15 protein-coding genes, 1 tRNA gene, 1 pseudogene and 1 riboswitch are annotated in these 19,695 nt (G+C 69.5%); all 17 genes and pseudogenes read left to right on the top strand.

The window, feature by feature from the left end; genetic code table 11:
• Positions 1-4: 4 nt before the first annotated feature.
• The 17 genes and pseudogenes from ACX80I_RS08460 to ACX80I_RS08380 all read left to right on the top strand — a co-directional run bounded on the left by ACX80I_RS08460 (position 5) and on the right by ACX80I_RS08380 (position 19,501).
• Positions 5-1,366 (top strand): class I SAM-dependent RNA methyltransferase, encoded by a 1,362-nt coding sequence (locus ACX80I_RS08460; protein WP_459344667.1) that lies wholly within the window; start codon positions 5-7, stop codon positions 1,364-1,366.
• A 125-nt stretch (positions 1,367-1,491) separates the two neighbouring features.
• A complete protein-coding gene (gene dxs / locus ACX80I_RS08455) occupies positions 1,492-3,465 on the top strand; it encodes a 1-deoxy-D-xylulose-5-phosphate synthase (protein ID WP_459344666.1) in 1,974 nt (657 codons plus the stop codon).
• A 436-nt stretch (positions 3,466-3,901) separates the two neighbouring features.
• Positions 3,902-7,276, top strand: coding sequence for an Rne/Rng family ribonuclease (locus ACX80I_RS08450; protein ID WP_459344665.1), 3,375 nt, complete (start codon positions 3,902-3,904; stop codon positions 7,274-7,276).
• Positions 7,277-7,452: 176 nt separating this feature from the next.
• A riboswitch (TPP riboswitch) is annotated at positions 7,453-7,565 on the top strand.
• Positions 7,557-9,116 carry a bifunctional hydroxymethylpyrimidine kinase/phosphomethylpyrimidine kinase gene (gene thiD, locus ACX80I_RS08445; RefSeq protein ID WP_459344664.1) on the top strand — a complete coding sequence of 520 codons (1,560 nt, stop codon included), beginning with the start codon at positions 7,557-7,559 and terminating at the stop codon, positions 9,114-9,116. It overlaps the preceding riboswitch by 9 nt.
• Before the next feature lie 153 nt (positions 9,117-9,269).
• Positions 9,270-9,578 carry a 50S ribosomal protein L21 gene (gene rplU / locus ACX80I_RS08440; RefSeq protein ID WP_459344751.1) on the top strand — a complete coding sequence of 103 codons (309 nt, stop codon included), beginning with the start codon at positions 9,270-9,272 and terminating at the stop codon, positions 9,576-9,578.
• Between the two features lie 57 nt (positions 9,579-9,635).
• Positions 9,636-9,896, top strand: a complete 261-nt coding sequence (rpmA, locus tag ACX80I_RS08435) for a 50S ribosomal protein L27 (RefSeq protein ID WP_087073579.1) — start codon at positions 9,636-9,638, stop codon at positions 9,894-9,896.
• A gap of 116 nt (positions 9,897-10,012) precedes the next feature.
• Positions 10,013-11,596: a GTPase ObgE gene (gene obgE / locus ACX80I_RS08430; RefSeq protein WP_459344663.1), complete on the top strand. Its 1,584-nt coding sequence runs from the start codon at positions 10,013-10,015 to the stop codon at positions 11,594-11,596.
• 6 nt (positions 11,597-11,602) lie between these two features.
• Positions 11,603-12,760: a glutamate 5-kinase gene (gene proB, locus ACX80I_RS08425; protein ID WP_459344662.1), complete on the top strand. Its 1,158-nt coding sequence runs from the start codon at positions 11,603-11,605 to the stop codon at positions 12,758-12,760.
• Positions 12,761-12,808: 48 nt separating this feature from the next.
• Positions 12,809-14,155: a glutamate-5-semialdehyde dehydrogenase gene (locus ACX80I_RS08420; RefSeq protein WP_459344661.1), complete on the top strand. Its 1,347-nt coding sequence runs from the start codon at positions 12,809-12,811 to the stop codon at positions 14,153-14,155.
• A 110-nt stretch (positions 14,156-14,265) separates the two neighbouring features.
• Positions 14,266-14,499: a hypothetical protein gene (locus tag ACX80I_RS08415; RefSeq protein ID WP_459344660.1), complete on the top strand. Its 234-nt coding sequence runs from the start codon at positions 14,266-14,268 to the stop codon at positions 14,497-14,499.
• A gap of 83 nt (positions 14,500-14,582) precedes the next feature.
• Positions 14,583-15,239 (top strand): nicotinate-nucleotide adenylyltransferase, encoded by a 657-nt coding sequence (nadD, locus tag ACX80I_RS08410; RefSeq protein ID WP_459344750.1) that lies wholly within the window; start codon positions 14,583-14,585, stop codon positions 15,237-15,239.
• 97 nt (positions 15,240-15,336) lie between these two features.
• On the top strand, positions 15,337-16,125 hold the full coding sequence (locus ACX80I_RS08405; protein WP_459344659.1) for a hypothetical protein: 789 nt from the start codon (positions 15,337-15,339) through the stop codon (positions 16,123-16,125).
• A 27-nt stretch (positions 16,126-16,152) separates the two neighbouring features.
• Positions 16,153-16,563: a ribosome silencing factor gene (rsfS, locus tag ACX80I_RS08400; RefSeq protein ID WP_087073567.1), complete on the top strand. Its 411-nt coding sequence runs from the start codon at positions 16,153-16,155 to the stop codon at positions 16,561-16,563.
• Complete coding sequence (locus ACX80I_RS08395) at positions 16,560-17,240, top strand: histidine phosphatase family protein (protein ID WP_459344658.1); 681 nt, start codon at positions 16,560-16,562, stop codon at positions 17,238-17,240. Before rsfS ends, ACX80I_RS08395 begins: the two co-directional genes overlap by 4 nt.
• Positions 17,241-17,334: 94 nt before the next feature.
• A tRNA-Ala gene (locus ACX80I_RS08390) sits at positions 17,335-17,407 on the top strand.
• Between the two features lie 498 nt (positions 17,408-17,905).
• A pseudogene (locus tag ACX80I_RS08385) lies at positions 17,906-18,310 on the top strand (GNAT family protein); the annotation flags it as partial.
• A gap of 306 nt (positions 18,311-18,616) precedes the next feature.
• On the top strand, positions 18,617-19,501 hold the full coding sequence (locus ACX80I_RS08380) for a hypothetical protein (RefSeq protein ID WP_459344657.1): 885 nt from the start codon (positions 18,617-18,619) through the stop codon (positions 19,499-19,501).
• Positions 19,502-19,695 lie beyond the last annotated feature (194 nt).

Genomic DNA, 19,695 nt, shown 5'->3' with positions numbered 1-19,695 from the left:
ACCCATGACCGACGCCGTACCAGCCGCCGCCCCCACGACCACAGGGGCGGAGGAGCCCGCAGCACCCGGCAGCACGGCCGAGCTGACCATCGGACGGCCGGCGCACGGCGGCCACTTCGTCGCACGGCACGAGGGTCGCGTGGTCTTCGTCCGGCACGCACTGCCGGGCGAGGTGGTCCGGGTGCGCTTCACCGAGACGGACGACGACGCCAGCTTCTGGCGGGCCGACGCCGTCGAGGTGCTGCAGGCCTCGCCGCACCGGGTGGCCCACCCGTGGCCCGTCGCCGATGCCCTCAAGGCCTCGGCCAGGGGCCGCTCGGCGGTCGGCGGGGCCGAGTTCGGCCACATCGACCTTGCGGAGCAGCGCAGGCTCAAGGCGCAGATCTTCGAGGAGCAGCTGTCCCGCCTGGCGAAGACCGACCGGACGGTGACCGTCGAAGCCGCGCCCGGTGAGGCGGCGGACGGGCTGGCCTGGCGCACCCGGGCGGCCTTCGCCGTCGACGCCGCCGGGCGTCTCGCGATGCACCTGCACCGCTCGCACGCGGTCCTCCCGGTCCGGGACATGCCCCTGGCCGTCGCGGCGATCAACGACCTCCGACTGTGGACGCTGGACTTCACCGGCATCGAGCGGGTCGACGTCGCCGCGCCCTCGGGCGGGGGAGAGCCCCTCGTGCTGCTCGTTCCGGCCGCCGGCACGACGCCGCGCCGCGTCGCGGCCGTCGCGTCCTCTATCGACGGCGCCTCGGTGGGCGTGCTCGATGCGGAGTCCGGTCAGGTCCAGCGACTGAAGGGCCGGACGTGGCTCCAGGAGAGCGTCCTCGGCATCGACTACCGCGTGACCGGAGCCGGCTTCTGGCAGATCCACCGGGGCGCGCCGGAGGCCCTGGTCACGGCGGTGCTCGACGGGGTGCAGCCCGCGGCGGGGGAGCGCATCGCGGACCTCTATGCCGGAGCGGGCCTGTTCACCGTGCCGCTCGCACGCGCCGTCGGACCGGACGGCGCGGTGCTGTCGGTGGAGGGTTCACCCGGGACCAGCCGGGACGCCCGGCGCAACCTCCACGGGCAGGACCACGTGTCCATTGTGCAGGGCCGAGTGGACGCCGTGCTCGGCCGATGGACCGAACCACTCGACGCCGTCCTGCTCGACCCGCCGAGGGCTGGAGCAGGCAGGAAGGTCGTACGGCAGATCGTGCAGGCCCGCCCCCGCGCCGTCGGCTACGTGTCCTGCGACCCGGCGTCGTTCGCGCGCGACCTCGGCTACTTTCTCGGCGCCGGGTGGTCCCTCGACGCGCTGCGCGTCTTCGACCTGTACCCGCACACGCACCACATGGAGTCCTTCGCGCGGATCCTGCCGCCTCCGGCCTGAGCGCGCCGCGGGGCTCGAACCCGGCGGGAGCAAGCTGTGGATGGCACCGCTCCGAATCCCCGACGTTAGAGTTAACGGGATCGAGGGCGACGACCCGCCACACCAAACGAACCGAGGAGGCGCCGATGGGACTCTTGGAGACGATCCACGGCCCACAGGACCTGAGCAAGCTCAGCCATGCGCAGCTGACAGCACTCGCGAAGGAGATCCGCGCCTTCCTGGTCAGCAACGTCTCGCGCACCGGCGGGCACCTGGGACCCAACCTCGGGGTGGTCGAGCTGACCCTCGGCATCCATCGCGTCTTCGACTCGCCTCGCGACAGCATCATCTTCGACACCGGCCACCAGTCCTACGTGCACAAGCTCGTCACCGGACGGCAGGACTTCAGCACGCTGCGCCAGCAGGGCGGGCTGTCCGGCTACCCGTCGCGGGCGGAGTCCGTGCACGACGTCGTCGAGAGCTCCCACGCCTCGTCCTCCCTCTCCTGGGCGGACGGCATCTCCCGGGCCCGCGTTCTGGGCGGCGAAGGTGACCGCTACACGGTGGTCCTGGTCGGAGACGGCGCGCTCACCGGCGGCATGGCCTGGGAGGCGCTGAACAACATCGCCGCGGACAAGCGGCGCAGGGTCGTGATCGTGGTCAACGACAACGGCCGCTCGTACGCCCCTACCATCGGCGGCGTCGCCGACTACCTCGCCTCGCTGCGTCCTACCCTCGACTCCGTGCGCACCCACCGCGTCTACGAGCGCACCCTCGACTGGTTCAAGCAGCGCATGCAGACCGGCGGCCCCGTGGGCGAGTTCAGCTACAAGAGCCTCCATGCCATGAAGAAGGGCATCAAGGACTGGTGGGCGCCCCAGGGCCTTTTCGAGGACCTCGGCATGAAGTACGTCGGTCCCGTGGACGGCCACGACCAGTCGGCCGTCGAACAGGCGCTCCACCTCGCCAAGAACTACGAGGGCCCCGTGATCGTGCACGCGATCACGGAGAAAGGCCACGGCTACGCGCCCGCCCGCGCACACGAGGCCGACCAGTTCCACGCCGTCGGCATCATCGACCCGGAAACGGGTGAGCCGGTGGACGCCGCGGGCCAGCAGTCCTGGACGTCCGTGTTCGCCAACGAGATCGCGGACATCGCGGACGAGCGGCCGGACATCGTCGGCATCACCGGGGCCATGCTGATCCCCGTCGGGCTGCACCGCTTCGCCGCACGGCATCCGGAGCGCGTGTTCGACGTCGGGATCGCCGAGCAGCACGCCCTCACGAGCGCCGCCGGCATGGCGTATGGCGGGCTGCACCCCGTCATCGCCCTCTACGCGACCTTCCTGAACCGCGCGTTCGACCAGCTCCTCATGGACGTCGCCCTGCACAAGGCCGGCGTGACGATCGTCCTCGACCGGTCAGGGGTCACCGGGCCCGACGGCGCGAGCCACCACGGCATGTGGGACCTCGCGATGCTGCAGGCCGTTCCGGGGCTCCACCTCGCTGCGCCCCGCGACGCCACCCGGCTGCGGGAGGAACTGCGGGAAGCCGTCGCCATCTCGGACGCCCCGAGCGTCGTGCGCTACTCCAAGGGCTCCGTCGGCGCCGAGGTCGAGGCCGTCGAACGCCTGCAGGACGGGGTGGACGTCCTGTCCCGCAGGCCTGCCGGCTCGCGCTCCAACGACGTCCTGATCATCAGCGTGGGCGCCATGAGCGAACTGGCACTCGACGTGTCCAACCGGCTCGGCGCGCAGGGCATCAGCTCCACGGTGATCGACCCCCGCTGGCTTCTGCCGGTCCGCCGCTCGGTGATCGACCTCGCCTCCGAACACCGCATCGTGATCGTCATCGAGGACGGCGTGCGCGCTGGTGGCGTCGGGTCGAGGATCCGGCAGGAGATGCGGTCGGCGGGCGTCGACACCGCCCTCAACGAGGTGGGTCTCCCCGTCGAGTTCCTGGACCACGGCTCACGGAACCAGGTCCTCGAGCGGGTCGGCCTGACCGCCCAGAAGATCACGCACGACGTCGTTGCACAGGTCCTCGGAACGAAGGTGCCCGTCGCGCGGCCCCTCGCCGGTGACCAGGCGCCCGCGACCGGTCAGATCCCCAAGCTCTAGTCCCAAGCTCTAGTCCCGAGCCGCCGTCCCGAGCCTTGATCCCGAGGCCCGATCCCGGGCGGGTCCGGTGCGGGTCGGGAGTCCCTTTCGAAGGGTGGTGTGAGACAATGGCGAAGGCTGGCGGGGGAACCACATTCCCCCGCCGGTCCAGTGACAGGCTTCCGTTCCGAGAGCGATGCTTCCGTCCTACCGAGTCCGCCCCGTCGGCGGAAGTAGGCGGAATCCGCTGGCGGGACCCACCGTCGACAAGGGCGGCTGAGTTGGAAAAGCGCCACTGGTCTCCGAGTGATTCCGCACCCCAATGACGGTGTGACCCCGGACGACATGACAACGACTTCCGGTCAGCCGCCGGGCGAAGGGCCCGCGGCGGTCCGACATACCGCCCTGGAGGGCGCTGGAATGTGGCCGGTGCCGCAGGGGCTTGGAGCAGGCACCTATGGATCAGTCAGAACAGCTGGGGAACGAACAGAACGCACCGGAAGCATCAGCTGCCGGGCAGGACGCCCAGGAGCAGGCCGCACCGGTGAAGGCGCCGAGGAAGCGCCGTACCGCCAGCGCACCGGCCGGAGCGCCTCCCAAGGCGCCGGAGCCGTCACCCGAGGCGGCAGCGGCCGCCGAACCCGTCCGCAAGAGGGCCACCCGGGTCCGCAAGCCGGTCGTCGTCACCGACGAGACCGCAGCCGAGGCACCCATCCCGTCCGGGTCCGACGTGCCGATGGACGGCACGGCCGGTTCGCAGACCGTGTCCTCTACCGACGCCGCGCCCGCCGCATCCACCCGCGCGCCCCGCACCCGCCGTCGTGCCGCGACGGCCGAAGCAGGCCCCGCCCGCCCGGTGGAGCAGCCCGCCCCCGCGGAGACCACCCCCACCGATGCGCTCGCCCCCGTGACCGCATCCGACGAGGCGGCGGCCGGGACGGCCCCCGCCGAAGCCCCGGCGGTACCAGCAGACAGCGCCGGGAATGCGGCCGGCACCGAGGCCGACTCGCCCGCCGAGGAGAAGCCGACCCGCGCGCGCCGCACGACCAGGACCCGGAGCCGCCGGGCCTCCGAGCCCGTGCAGGCGGACGACGCGGAAGCAGCGGACGCCGGAGCAGCGGACGCCGGAGCAGCGACGACCCCCGTCGCGGGTTCCACGTCGGCCGCTGCCACGGAACCCCAGGAATCGCCCGGCGCCGCGCCCGAGGACTCAGCACAGGAGGACGAGCCGGCGGCCGAGAACCGCTTCGACCCCTTCGCCATCCCCGAGTCACCGCTGTCCCTCCTGTTCCACGCCCCGGACCTCAGCACCGTCTCCGTGCCGTCCGTCAAGATCACCCCGCCCAGCGAGGAGGACAGCGAGGAGGAGGATTCCGAGGAGTCCGGTCGCCGTTCACGCCGCAGCCGCCGTAGCCGGAACCGCACCCGCGATGCCGCCCCCGCCGAGGCCGGCACGGACGACGCCGAAACGGAGGACTCCGACGACCGGTCCCGCTCCAACGGGCCCGAGGAGGGTGCGGGCGTCACCTCACGCCGTCGCCGCCGTCGTCGCCGTGGCGACCAGGACCTCGAGCTGACCGGCGGCGAGGACGATGATCCGCCCAACACCGTCACGCGGGTCCGGGCTCCCCGGCAGGCCAGCGAGCCCGTCTCCGACCGCGTGACCAGCGTCCGCGGATCCACGCGCCTCGAGGCCAAGAAGCAGCGCCGTCGTGAATCCCGCGACACGGGCCGTCGCCGCCAGGTCATCACCGAGGCCGAGTTCCTCGCACGCCGCGAATCCGTGGACCGCCAGATGATCGTGCGACAGCGCGACGACAGGATCCAGATCGGCGTGCTCGAGGACGGCATCCTGGCCGAGCACTTCGTGTCCAAGACGCAGCAGGACTCGCTGATCGGCAACGTGTACATCGGCAAGGTCCAGAACGTGCTGCCGAGCATGGAAGCCGCCTTCGTCGACATCGGACGCGGCCGCAACGCCGTCCTCTACGCAGGCGAGGTCAACTGGGACGCCGCCGGCCTGGACGGCCAGCCGCGCCGCATCGAACTCGCGCTGAAGTCCGGTGATCCCGTCCTGGTCCAGGTCACCAAGGATCCCGTGGGCCACAAGGGTGCGCGGCTCACGAGTCAGATCTCCCTGCCCGGCCGCTACCTCGTGTACGTCCCGGGCGGCTCCATGACCGGCATCTCCCGCAAGCTGCCCGACGTCGAGCGCAACCGCCTCAAGCGCATCCTCAAGGACAGGCTCCCGGAGAACGCCGGCGTGATCGTCCGGACCGCGGCCGAAGGCGCCAGCGAGGAAGAGCTGACGCACGACATCAACCGCCTGCGTGCCCAGTGGGAGGAGATCGAGCGCAAGGCCGGCTCCACGAAGACCCTCGCACCCGAGCTGCTGTACGGCGAGCCCGACCTCACCATCAAGGTGGTGCGTGACGTGTTCAACGAGGACTTCTCGAAGCTCGTCGTCTCGGGCGAGGAGGCCTGGGACACCATCGAGGCCTACGTCATGTACGTCGCTCCGGACCTCGTCGGCAGGCTCGAGAAGTGGACGAGCGAGGAGGACATCTTCGCCGCCTCACGCATCGACGAGCAGATCTCGAAGGCCCTGGAGCGCAAGGTGTTCCTGCCGTCGGGCGGCTCGCTCGTGATCGACCGCACCGAGGCCATGACCGTGGTCGACGTCAACACGGGCAAGTTCACCGGCAGCGGCGGCAACCTCGAGGAGACCGTCACGAAGAACAACCTCGAGGCGGCCGAGGAGGTCGTGCGCCAGCTGCGGCTCCGCGACATCGGCGGGATCATCGTGATCGACTTCATCGACATGGTGCTCGAGGCGAACCGCGACCTCGTGCTGCGCCGCCTCGTCGAATGCCTCGGCCGGGACAGGACCAAGCACCAGGTCGCTGAGGTGACCTCGCTGGGCCTCGTCCAGATGACCCGCAAGCGCATGGGTACGGGCCTGCTCGAGGTCTTCGGAGAGGACTGCGAGCACTGTGCGGGCCGCGGCGTGGTCACCCACATGGAGCCCGTGGAGCACCGCAGCCACACCGCCGTGCCGGATACCCAGCAGCCCGCGCGCCAGGACAGGGTCTCCCGGAGCGAGCGCAAGCGGAACCGGGGCCGCGGCGGCCAGCAGCAGGACGAGAACGGGGTCCAGCCGGTGGCTCCTGTCGCGGACAGCCCCGACCGCGCGGCGAAGGCGGAGGCCGCACGCGCCGCCCTCGCCAGCATCGCTGCCGCCACGCACCACCACGAGGAGGAGCACCCGGCCGCGGTCGCCGACATCCAGGTGACGGAGGCGGTCCTGACGATCAACGGCGAGACGGTGACGCTGCCCCGCGCGGACAACCGCCGCCCGACCGTCCAGGAGAGCCCGGAGGTGCCGGCAACCCGCCTGACGCTCGACAGCCTGAGTGAGGCCTTCAACAGGAGGCCCGCGGGCGACGATGCTGCAGCCGGGGGAGCCGACGGATTCCAGGCGCCCGAGGGTGGCAGTGAGGTCCGCAGTGAGGTCCGCAGTGAGGTCCGAAGTGAGGGTGGCGATGAGGGACGCAGTGAGGGCGGCAGCGCAGACAGCGCGCCGGAGACACCCGTCCGCACCGAGGTCCCCGTCGCGGAGGCGCCGGCCCGGCGAAACCGCCCGCGCCGTCGCGTCGCCCGCAGCGCGCAGGGCGCCGCGGACACCACGATCGAGACGCAGACCGCCGAGTCCGCCGCGCAACCCTCCGGCACCCGGCATGTCGCCAGGGCCCAGGCGCCTGTGCGGAGGCCGGAGGCCTCGGCGTCCGAGCCGCTCATCTTCGGCGTAGGTGTACCCGCCTCGGAGCTGTAGCAGCCAGGTGCCGGTGCGTCCGGCGCACGGAAGGCCGGAGTCCCAGTGGACTCCGGCCTTCCGCGTTCCCGTGGACGACCGGCTGCGTGCACGACCGGCTGCGTTGACGACCGGCTGCCGGGACCCGCGGCGGTCCGGCCCGCGGCTGCCTCGACCTGCCTGGCTGCGCTAGGCTTGATCGCGACACGGGGTGCCCTGCCGGATGCAGGGCTGAGATCAAACCCGTCGAACCTGATCTAGCGGGCGCGTGCGCCCGACGCCTAGCGGAGGGATGTCACCCATGCATACTGCGGTTACCACACCCACGTCCGGAATTCCCAATATCCTCAGCATCGCCGGCTCCGACCCGAGCGGCGGAGCCGGGATCCAGGCGGACATCAAGAGCATCAGCGCCAACGGTGGCTACGCGATGGCCGTCGTGACCGCCCTGACGGCGCAGAACACCCGGGGCGTCACCGGCGTGCACACCCCTCCCGCGGAGTTCCTCCGGCAGCAGCTCGACGCCGTCGCCGAGGACGTGTCCATCAGCGCCGTGAAGATCGGGATGCTCGGTTCCGCCGACATCGCGCGCTGCGTGGCGGGATGGCTCGACGACGCCCGCCCGCCCGCCGTGGTGCTCGACCCGGTCATGGTGGCCACGAGCGGAGCCCGGTTGCTCGACGACGCCGTACGGGCCGTCATCGACGTCGCCCGTCGCGCGTCGCTCGTCACCCCCAACATCGCGGAACTCGCCGTACTCGTCGGAGCCGAGCCGGCGACCTCCTGGCCGGAGGCACTCGCCCAGGGGAGCACCCTTGCGGCGCGGCTCGGCACGCGTGTCCTGGTGAAGGGCGGGCACCTGCCGGGGGAGCGGTGTCCCGACGCCCTCCTCTCCCCGCCGGGAGGTCCCGACGACGCACTGGTCCTCGACGGGCGGCGCGTGGACACGGTGAACACGCACGGCACGGGCTGTTCCCTGTCGTCGGCGATCGCCAGCCGGTACGCCGCCACCGCCGACTGGCCCACGGCCGTCCGCGAAGCGAAATCCTGGCTCGAGGGGGCGCTCGAGGCCGCGGACCTCCTGGACGTGGGAGCGGGCAGCGGACCCGTCCACCACTTCCACTCCGCGGTCGACCCGCGCATGCACCACCGCTTCGCCGATCTGGCCTGGCGGGACACCACGGCGGTCCGGAACGAGATCCTCGCGCTCCCCTTCGTCACCGGCCTGACGGAGGGGACCCTGCCCGCCCACCATTTCGCCTACTACCTGCAGCAGGACGCGCTCTACCTCCGCGAGTACTCCCGCGTGCTCGCCAGCGCCGCCGCTCTAGCCCCTTCGGAGGACGACCAACTGTTCTGGCTGACGGCGGCGACGTCGTGCCTGCAGACCGAAGCGGAGCTGCACCGCACCTGGCTGGCGAGGGAAGCCGGGGCCCGCTTCGGCGAGGGCGAGGCGGGCCCCGTCACGCGGGCGTACTGCGACCACCTCGCGGCGGCCGCCGGACGCGGCTCGTACGCGGAACTCGTGGCCGCGGTGCTGCCGTGCTTCTGGCTCTACGCCACCGTCGGGGATCACGTGCAGGAGAAGGTGGGCGACGGCGTTCCGTCCGGCCCCCACCCCTACGCGGACTGGATCGCCACCTACGCCGATCCTAGCTTCGCGGCAGCCACCGCGCGTGCGCAGCAGATCGCGGACGATGCCCACCGGCGTGCCTCGCCCGCGGAGAGGAACGCCATGCTCGCGGCGTTCAGGTGGTCCGCCACGTACGAACGGGACTTCTTCGACGCTCCGCGCGTCCACGGCCCCGGCGCTGGGCGGCACGAGCCCGCTGATTTGCAGGAAGATGCTGTTCTGGCGTAATCTAGACCCTCGGTGCACCCGCCTGTTAACCGGCATGTCTGGCAGCAACGGTGCGGGATTTCCGGCACGAAGAGCAACCTCCAGGTTTGCTGCCGAGGCGCACCCAGGTTTTTTCATCAGAAGTCAAGATTGTCGAGAGAAGTGAGTTCCCAAGTGGTGTACGCGATTGTCCGCGCAGGCGGCCGCCAAGAAAAGGTTTCTGTAGGAGACCTCGTTACCCTTGACCGCGTCACCGGTCAGGCAGGAAGCACGTTCAAGCTTCCCGCCCTCCTTCTGGTAGACGGCGTCAAGATCACCTCTGCAGCGGAGGACCTCGCGAAGGTCACCGTCACTGCCGAGATCGTCGAGAATCTTCGTGGACCGAAGATTGTCATCCAGAAGTTCAAGAACAAGACCGGCTACAAGAAGCGCCAGGGTCACCGTTCGGAACTGACCCGCGTCAAAATCACAGGCATCGCATAGTCCCTTCGGGCTATCGATCGGTCACGTACGAAACTTCAGCGAAGGCAGGCATAACTCATGGCACATAAGAAGGGCGCAAGCTCCACTCGCAACGGCCGCGACTCGAACGCACAGTTCCTGGGCGTCAAGCGCTTCGGCGGCCAGGTCGTCAAGGCCGGCGAGATCATCGTCCGCCAGCGCGGCACCCACTTCCACCCGGGCGCCAATGTCGGCCGCGGCGGCGACGACACCCTGTTCGCACTCGAGGCAGGGGCCGTTGAATTCGGCACCCGTCGCGGACGCAAGGTCGTCAACATCGTAGGTGCGGCAGCAGAGTAAATCTGCCTGCACACGATGCACAAGCATTCGGGTGGGGTGAGCCTCTACGGCTCGCCCCACCTTCTTTTAAGCCGGTTAGACTCGGCACAGTGAAGCATTTGTAGAAGGAGACCAACGTGGCGAGCTTCGTTGACCGCGTAGTCCTGCACGTATCCGGAGGCACTGGTGGCCACGGCTGCGTCTCCGTCCACCGCGAGAAGTTCAAGCCCCTCGGCGGGCCCGACGGCGGCAACGGCGGCGACGGCGGCGACGTTATCCTCCGCGTCGACCACCAGACCACCACCCTCCTCGACTACCACCACGCCCCGCACCGGCACGCCACGAACGGCGGCAACGGCATGGGTGACTGGCGCGGTGGCAAGAGCGGGGAGACCCTGATCCTTCCCGTCCCGGACGGCACCGTCGTCAAGACGAAGGACGGCGAGGTCCTCGCGGACCTCGTCGGTGAGGGCACCGAGTTCGTCGCGGCCGCCGGTGGTCAGGGCGGCCTCGGCAACGCTGCGCTGTCCTCCCAGAAGCGCAAGGCCCCGGGTTTCGCCCTGCTCGGCATCCCGGGCGACGAGCGGGACGTCGTCCTCGAACTCAAGTCCATCGCGGACATCGCCCTCGTGGGCTTCCCCTCCGCCGGCAAGTCCAGCCTGATCGCCGCGATGTCGGCTGCCCGCCCGAAGATCGCCGACTACCCCTTCACCACCCTCGTGCCGAACCTGGGCGTCGTCGAAGCGGGTTCCACGCGCTTCACCATCGCGGACGTCCCCGGCCTCATCGAGGGCGCGAGCGAGGGCAAGGGCCTCGGCCACCACTTCCTGCGCCACGTGGAGCGCTGCGCCGCCCTCGTGCACGTGCTGGACTGCGCCGCCCTCGAGACCGACCGTGATCCGCTGAAGGACCTCGGCATCATCGAGCGTGAACTCGAGAAGTACTCGGTGGACATGAGCTACGCCGGGCCCGACGGTGACGTCGTCCCCCTGAACGAGCGCCCCCGCCTCGTCGCCCTCAACAAGGTGGACGTGCCGGACGGACGGGACATGGCGGACTTCGTCCGTCCCGAACTCGAGGCGCGCGGCTACCGTGTGTTCGAGGTGTCGGCCTCCAGCCACGAGGGACTGCGCCAGCTGGGCTTCGCGATGGCCGAGATCGTCGAGAACGCGCGCAAGGCCGTCGCCAGCGCACCCCCGAAGGTCGCTCCGCCGGTGCTGCGCCCCCGCGGCGTCAACGCCGCACCGTTCCGGATCCGCCTCGAGGAGAAGGACGCCCTGCCCCTCTTCCGCGTGCTCGGCGAGAAGCCGGAGCGCTGGGTCAAGCAGACCGACTTCACGAACGACGAGGCCGTCGGGTACCTCGCGGACCGCCTGGCCAAGGTCGGTGTCGAGGAGGAACTCTTCAAGGTCGGCGCCAAGCCCGGCGACACCGTGGTGATCGGCGAGGGCGACGGCGTCGTGTTCGACTGGGAACCGACGATGATGGGCGGCGCGGAGCTGCTCGCCGGGCCGCGAGGCTCCGACCTGCGCCTCGCGGAGTACGTCCGGCCCACGCGCGAGCAGAAGCGCGAGGAGTACCAGGAGCGCAAGGACGCGAAGGCTGCAGCCCGGGCCGACCTCGAGGCCGACCGCAAGGCCGGCATCTGGACCGAGTCCGTGCAGAACCGCAAGCAGCCCGCTCCTGCCCAGCGGGAAGCGGACGCCGAGTCCCGGGACTAGGCGCGCGTGGCCCAGGAACAGTCGCAGCATCCGCTGGCGTCCCGTGCCGGCCTGCCCGCCGCGGGACGGATCGTCGTCAAGGTCGGTTCGTCGTCGCTGACATCGGTCTCCGGCGGGATCTCGAGTGAGGCCCTCGTCGGCCTCGCCGATGTCCTCGCGGAGCGGCGGATGGCCGGGACCGAAGTGATCCTGGTGTCCTCCGGGGCGATCGCCGCAGGGCTCGCGCCCCTGGGCCTCGCACGGCGGCCTGCGCAGCTGTCCACGCAGCAGGCGGCCGCGAGCGTGGGGCAGGGTCTGCTCATGGCCCAGTACTCGCAGGCTTTCGCCGCCCACGGCGTCACGGTGAGCCAGATCCTGCTGACCGCGGAGGACCTCGTCCGGCGGTCCCACTACGCCAACGCCCACCGTGCCATGGAGCGGCTCCTGAACTTCGGCGTCGTGCCCATCGTGAACGAGAACGACACGGTCGCCAGCCATGAGATCCGCTTCGGCGACAACGACCGGCTGGCCGCCCTCGTCGCCCACCTCGTCAAGGCGGAGGCACTCGTGCTCCTGTCCGACGTCGACGCCCTCTACGACGGACCGCCGAGCGCGGGTGCGAGCCGGATACCGCTCGTCACCTCACCCGCGGACCTCGAAGGGGTCACGATCGGGCGGGCCGGCAAGGCGGGTGTAGGCACGGGCGGCATGGTCACGAAGGTCGAGGCCGCCACCATCGCGGCGTCCTCCGGAATCCCCGCCCTCGTCACGTCGACGGCGAACGCCGCCGCCGCGCTGCGCGGGGAGGACGTCGGCACCTGGTTCACGGCGACCGGCAAGCGGCAGCCCATCCGCCTGCTCTGGCTGGCACACCTCGCCCGGGTCCTCGGTACCCTCGTGCTCGACGACGGCGCCGTGCACGCCGTGGGGGAGCGGCGGCGTTCCCTGCTGCCGGCGGGAGTCGTCGGACTGTCGGGCGTGTTCGAGGCGGGCGATCCGGTGCAGCTCGTGAGCGGTGACGGAACCGTCGTGGCGCGGGGCCTCGTCAACTACAGTTCCGCGGAGCTCCCCCGGATGCTCGGGCGCTCCACGCATGACCTTGCGGAGGAACTCGGGGCCGAGTACGAGCGCTCGGTGGTGCACGTGAACGACCTCGTGGTGCTGCAGGCCGCCGCCGCGTCATGAAGGACAGCGCCTGAGGCCCGGCGCCCTGCTTCTCGCTAGAATGCTGGGATGACGGACCTGAAGGCTGAGACGACCACCGGAACGACTCCTGGAATGACTCCTGGCCGGACCGACGCCGCTCCGGCGTTGTCCCCGGAGCAGCTCACGGAGGCCGTCCACGCAATCACGGACAGGGCGCGCGCCGCGTCCCGCATCCTCGGCAGGGCCAACCGCGCCCGCAAGGACCGCCTGCTCCTTGCCATCGCCGACGCACTGGTGGCACGGCGGGACGTCGTCCTCGCCGCCAACCGGACCGACGTCGAACGCGGCCGCGCCGCCGGGACCTCCGACTACCTGCTGGACCGCCTGAGCCTCGACCCGGAACGCATCGATCGGCTCGCGGAAGCACTGGCACAACTGGCCGCACTCCCTGATCCCGTCGGGACCGCCGTGCGCGCCGAGACCCTCCCCAACGGACTCCGGATGCGGCAGGTCCGTGTGCCCCTCGGTGTCGTCGCGGCGATCTACGAGGCGCGCCCGAACGTCACCGTCGATATTGCCGGCCTCGCACTGAAGAGCGGCAACGCCGTCATCCTCCGAGGCGGCAGTGCGGCAGCCGCCACCAACGCCGCCCTCGTGGGCATCATCCGCGACACGCTGGACGCGCACGGACTGCCCGACGACGCCGTGCTCACCATCGATGAGTTCGGCCGGGAGGGCGCCCAGGTGCTCATGGCGGCCCGTGGGCGGATCGACGTCCTGATCCCGCGTGGCGGGCGTGACCTCATCCAGTCCGTCGTGACCACCGCACGGGTTCCCGTGATCGAGACGGGGGAGGGGAACGTGCACATCCTTCTCGACGAGAGCGCCGACGAGGACATGGCCATCGACATCCTCCTCAACGCGAAGACCCAGCGGCCGAGCGTCTGCAACACGGTGGAGACACTCCTCGTGCATTCCGGCTCCCAGGCTGCTCCCGGCGTCCTCGCGGCGCTCGTGAGGGCCGGTGTGACACTCCACGTCGACGACCGGTCGCGGGCCCTCCTGCCCGAGGGCGTGGACGCGCTGCCCGCCACCGACGACGACTGGGGTCGCGAGTACATGCAGCTCGACCTCGCGGTGCGGACCGTCGACAGCGTCGACGAGGCGCTTCACCACATCCGTCGGTGGAGCACCGGACACAGCGAGGCCATCATCACGAACAGCCTGGCGTCGTCGGAGGAGTTCGTAGCGGGCGTAGACTCTGCCGCCGTCCTGGTGAATGCCTCCACCCGGTTCGTCGACGGCGGGGAACTCGGACTCGGTGCCGAGGTGGGGATCTCCACGCAGAAGATGCACGCGCGGGGACCGATGGGGCTGGCGGAGCTCACGACGACCAAATGGATCGTGCAGGGTGAGGGGCAGATCCGCCGCTGACCCCGGCCGGCAGGCTGGGCAGCGCGCGTCCCTTTACGCGTACCATTGGAAGAAATGCCCGCGCCGGACCGAGACGGACCGGCGGAACCTGACCTGACAGAGGAACCACGATGCTCTACTCCCTCGGCAGCGCGCTGCTGGCGAACGAAGCCCTGGAACACACCGAGCTGCCCATGCCGGCCATCGCGTACGCGCTCATCGCCATGGGGGCCCTGCTCACGCTCATGATCGTGGCCCTGTCCTTCTCCAACGTGCGCAACCGCCACGAGGCCGTCGAAGAGCACATCGACCCGCACAAGCAGCACGCCAACAACCACGACCACGGCGAAGCGAACCGACACTAGCAGTCCCGGTGGCGGACAGGATCGAGCGGGACGTGATGGGTGGCCTGCGGCATCGTGACGGGTCGCCCTGGCGCCTCGGGGTCATGGGCGGTACCTTCGACCCCATCCACCACGGCCACCTCGTGGCCGCGAGTGAGGTCGCATCGGTGTTCGATCTCGACGAGGTCGTCTTCGTCCCGACGGGCCAGCCCTGGCAGAAGGCGGACAAGGACGTCACGGCAGCCGAGCACCGGTACCTGATGACGGTCATCGCGACGGCGTCGAACCCGAGCTTCACGGTCAGCCGGGTGGACATCGAGCGCCCGGGCCCGACGTTCACGATCGACACCCTGCGCGATCTGAAGGTGCAGCGGCCCGACGCCCAGCTGTTCTTCATCACGGGTGCGGACGCCATGGCGCAGATCCTGACGTGGAAGAACGCGGAGGAGCTCTGGTCCCTGGCGCACTTCATCGGGGTGACGCGGCCGGGCCACGAACTGAACGGCCGCGGGCGGGACGTCAGCCTGCTGGAGGTACCGGCGATGGCCATCTCCAGCACCGACTGCCGGCGCCGTGTCGGTGAGGGCAAACCCGTCTGGTACCTCGTACCGGACGGTGTGGTCCAGTACATCGCCAAGCACCGGCTGTACCGGGTGCCACTGGAGCACAGCCTGTCCTCGCGCGTCGAGGACGGCAACGTCCTGTCGACGGAAGGGGAGCACGGGGAAAACTCGAGCTCCGTACAACAACCAACTGGGTGAATCAGCAATGGGCAAGGCAGACGACAACGCACGGACTCCCGTGCCTTCGGACCGCGGCGACCGGGATGCAACGGATCCGGTCGAAGGGGCGGTCCGCGTGGAGACCCCTACCCGGCGCCAGTTGCGGTTGCAGCAGCCGCAGGGCCGGGTAGCCGCACCCCCGGCCGGGTCGCTCGGCGAGCCGCTGCCCGGCGGGCGCAGGGACCGCCGGCGCCAGCTGACGACGCAGCTGGCAGCTGTCGGAGCCGCAGCGACGCCACCCGCAGGTGCCACGGCAGCGGCGAATGCAGGTGCCACAGCCGCGACGTCACCCGCAGGCGTCCTAGCCGCGACAGACGCAGCGCGTACAGCCGATGACATGAGCATCGAGGAGGCCCTCGCGGCTCGCACGGCGCTCGTCAGGGACGCAGGAGGGCAGGCCGACGGCACGCCGAGCGCCTTCCCGGTGGATCCGGCAGTGCTGGCGCAGCAGAAGGCGCTGGCCGAGCGGGCTGCTGCCCTCACCTCCCGCGCACGCCGTGCGCAGGAAGTGTCGGAGCAGCAGGAGCAGAAGCCCGCGCCGACCGACCCTGCTGCGCCGGACAACCTGTCGATCGTCGCGCCGCCGGAGTTCGTCAAGCCTCCGGGTGCGATGTACGCCGTGCTGCGGGCGCCGTCGACCTCGCTCATACCCATCGTCCTGCCGAAGGCCCGGCAGGGCTCCCCCGAGAGCGAGGGCACCCCGCTGGGTGCACGGGATGCGTTCGGCCTGGAACCGCTCGACGCCATGACTGCTGGGCTGGGACGGCTCCGCCGCCTCCGCTACATCCAGTATTCGCTGCTCGGTGTGGGCGCGGCCGCGCTCGCAACCGGGATAATAATGACAGTCAGCTCCCTCAATGGGTGAAAATGCTGGCACCACACAAGGAGATCAGTGAGCGCTACCGAACAGTCCATTGGAATTGCCCGCACCGCGGCGCACGCCGCAGTGGACAAGATCGCCCAGGACATCGTCGCCATCGACGTGAGTGACCGCCTCGCCATCACGGACATCTTCGTGATCGCGTCCGCACCGAGTGAGCGGCAGGTCAACGCGATCGTCGACGGCATCGAGGAGGAACTGTCGAAGCAGGGCCTGAAGCCCGTGCGGCGCGAAGGTCGCAGTGAGGGCCGCTGGGTCCTCCTCGACTACGCCGAAGTGATCGTCCACGTTCAGCACGAGGAAGACCGGGTCTTCTACGCCCTCGACCGACTCTGGAAGGACTGCCCGTCCGTGGACCTCCAACTCGAGGGCGCGCTGCAGACCTCACCTCGGACCGCAGCGTCCGACGACGTCGCGGAGTGACGCGGTACCCCCACGCCGACCCCGCTGCTCGCCGCATCATCTTCTGGCGCCACGGGCGCACGGAGTGGAACCGCTCGGGACTGTTCCAAGGCCAGGAGGACATCGACCTCGATGAGACGGGTCGCGAGCAGGCGGTGCGGGCGGCGGAGGTGCTGGCGACCCGGCAGCCGTCGATGATCGTCTCCTCCGACCTGCGCCGTGCCGCCGACACCGCGGCGGCACTGGGTGAGCTCAGCGGCGTCGAGGTGTCCTTCGACGCACGGCTCCGCGAAACGGATGCGGGTGCGTGGCAGGGCCTGTCCTTCGCCGACATCGACGAGAAGTTCGCCGACGACAACGCGGCCTGGCGCGGGGGAGACCCCGAGGTGCGGGCGGGCGGTGCCGAGAACCGGCTGGAGGTCGGGGAGCGCATGCTCGCCGCAGTGACCGACGCCGTCGCCCGCATCGAGCCGTCGGAGACCCTCGTGGTCGTCAGCCACGGTGGATCGATTCGGGCGGCCCTGGCGGCCCTCATGGGGTTGCCCCCGCAGCGCTGGGGTGCCCTCGCCGGACTCTCGAACTGCCACTGGTCTGAAGTGCACGAGGTGGTGGGCAGGGCCGAAGCTCGCTTCTCCTGGCAACTGACCGAGCACAACGTCGGTCTGGGCTCGCTGCCGGTGGAGCCACTGGAAGGCTGAGGGGCCGGGCGCTCGATTTGGCGAAGCCGCCAGAATTTACTAGACTGATCAAGTTGCTTCGGCGGGGTGAAGACCCCGGGAAGCGGCGCAGTACGGGGCTATGGCGCAGCTGGTAGCGCACCTGCATGGCATGCAGGGGGTCAGGGGTTCGAATCCCCTTAGCTCCACAACGAACCGCTGGAACACAGGGCAAAAGCTCTGGTCCGGCGGTTTTTTGTTGCCTTCAGAGCGCACATGCCATCGTTTTGCCATCGTTTCGAGAACGGGTTCCATTGCCCCGATCCTCGTGCGGAGCTTCCTTAGCTGAGTCCGAATGGTGGGGGAAGGGACCTGACAGCGGCCCCGTGCCCATCCTGGCGTAGCTCCGGCCCCATCTTCGTGGCGCCCAGTAGCGGACCAAAGGTGCACAATCCTTCCGTTCATCCAGTCTTGGTTTGGTCCCTCAGAGTAGGAGCGGGTCATCGAAACGGCCGGCGAGGAAAAATACCAATCCGCGCCGAAACCTAAGCTCTGACGTTCCGGCGGCAAGGCCCGTCCTTGTGTCGTCCCCTCAACCGCCTATTGGCATCCCGACCCCGATTGTTTAACTAGGTTGCGCAGCTGAAGGTGAAGCTTCACAAAGACCTGAGCAGAGCAGATCTCGCCGCTCTCCGGCAGAGTTTCATGTCCTCGGCTTCCGAGGAACAGCGGTGGGTGCGCACGTCGGTTTCCAGCGCCGCGTTATTACGGTCGGTGGAAGTGACGTCCTGGTGGCAGGGACAGGAGGCATGCTCGTTGATGAGCAGTCACGCGGCACTGGGCTCGGCGGTGGAGCGATGCGACATGCTCAACAGGCGATGCGCGATGAAGCTCCGGTCGACTTCGGCTTCCCCGGATGCAGGCAACAGGTGGTGCCGTTCTACGAATCGGCGGGGTGGATTCAAGTTCACGCGACGGAGCGCTCCTTGTCCCGCTTGGACCAGACTTCTGTCATCGTTACCGACGATTGGCCGAATCTTGTCTGCTCCGCGATGCGTGATGCGAGCGGGTGGCCGCAGGGCGACATGGACGTACGTGGAACGCTTTGGTAACCCAGCATCGCATCATTCCATTGGAGGATCGCTGAGTGAACCGGACTGGTAGGACGTTGTGGTGGTTCCCTCCTGCTTAGCCAACGCCGCCACCCGTAGGGTGGGCGGATGGATATCGGCGCTGATGTGCTGCTCGTAGGACCTCGTGGACGACGTCTGTGCCTGGAACTGGTGATGGAGTTGAACCCGTCGATCAGGTCCGCCGCGTTCTGGCTCGCCCACGATTTGGATCCCGGCAAGGGGACATCCCGGGTGCTGATAACCGCTACCTCCGATGGGGGCGCTGACCGGCCACCGAGACCCTCCATGATGGACCTCATCACGCACCTGGCCTCGCTCGATGTGACACGGATCGGCGGTGCTGTGATCGACCGGGCGTTGGCCGCGGCGGTCGACACGTCTCGGCCCTGGCAGGAGCCGGACGGGGAGGACGTTCTGGCAGCGCTTCCCGAGGTAAAGGCCGCCCTTGCCCCGATCGCGCAGCACGTGATGACGGTGTCCCCCATGCAGTGGTGGCCGCAGGGCCGGCAGGTCGAGCAGTGGGCCATCGACTGGCGACCGGCAGATGATCCTGCGCACCTGCCTAGGAACCCAGCGCGCGCTCTGTCCACGTGGGCCCGCGACACCCGTGCGGAGGAGGTCCGGGCAGAGAAGGAACGCCCCCGGGATCCTCGCGCCTCCTGGTCGGGGACGTGGTGGTCCTTCCCACACGGAAGCCTGCAAACGATCGGACGGGTACCCCTGGGACTGGACCTCATCGAGGACTCCTTCGGGGAGGAGCACGCCACGGTCATCCCCGTCCGCGGCGTCGGCCGCACCTACGAGATCCGCACCGCGGACGAGTGGGTATCACTGTGCCGCGAGTACCCGCTGGAGGTCACAGCATCCCGGCGCCATGACTGGTTTCGGTATACCGGTCACGACGGCAGATGGGTCATCCCGGACTGGGAAAAGGTCGCACAGCGGTGGGACGCGGTGCACCTGACCGCTCTGGCCTACCTCACTGGCGCCAATCGTGCACTGCAGGTCGACGCCGACGTCCACACGGTCCTCGCAGGGTGGAATCCCGATGTGACAATATGGCTGACCGACGTCGCACGCGAATGGGAGGGCCCACGCCAGCACTGGCAACGCTCCACCTACGAGGAGGCCTGGACTAAGATCCTGGATGATCCGATAAGTCACTCCTAAGCCTGTCCCGCATTATCCCTCTGCGCTTCGCGCAGAAGGACAATGCGGCAGGTGTGGGACTGTAACCTATGTCTTCATTCCTTCGCGTGCTACCTGGCTTGGCAGCGCTGACGCTGTCCTTCCTTTCAGGGTATGTCTGGATGTTCGCAGGGCCATACAGTCCTTCCCTTTTCACCATCGCTCACGCCGGCTCC

The organism is Arthrobacter rhamnosi, assembly GCF_054510855.1.
This window is presented reverse-complemented; position numbering and strand designations above follow the sequence as displayed.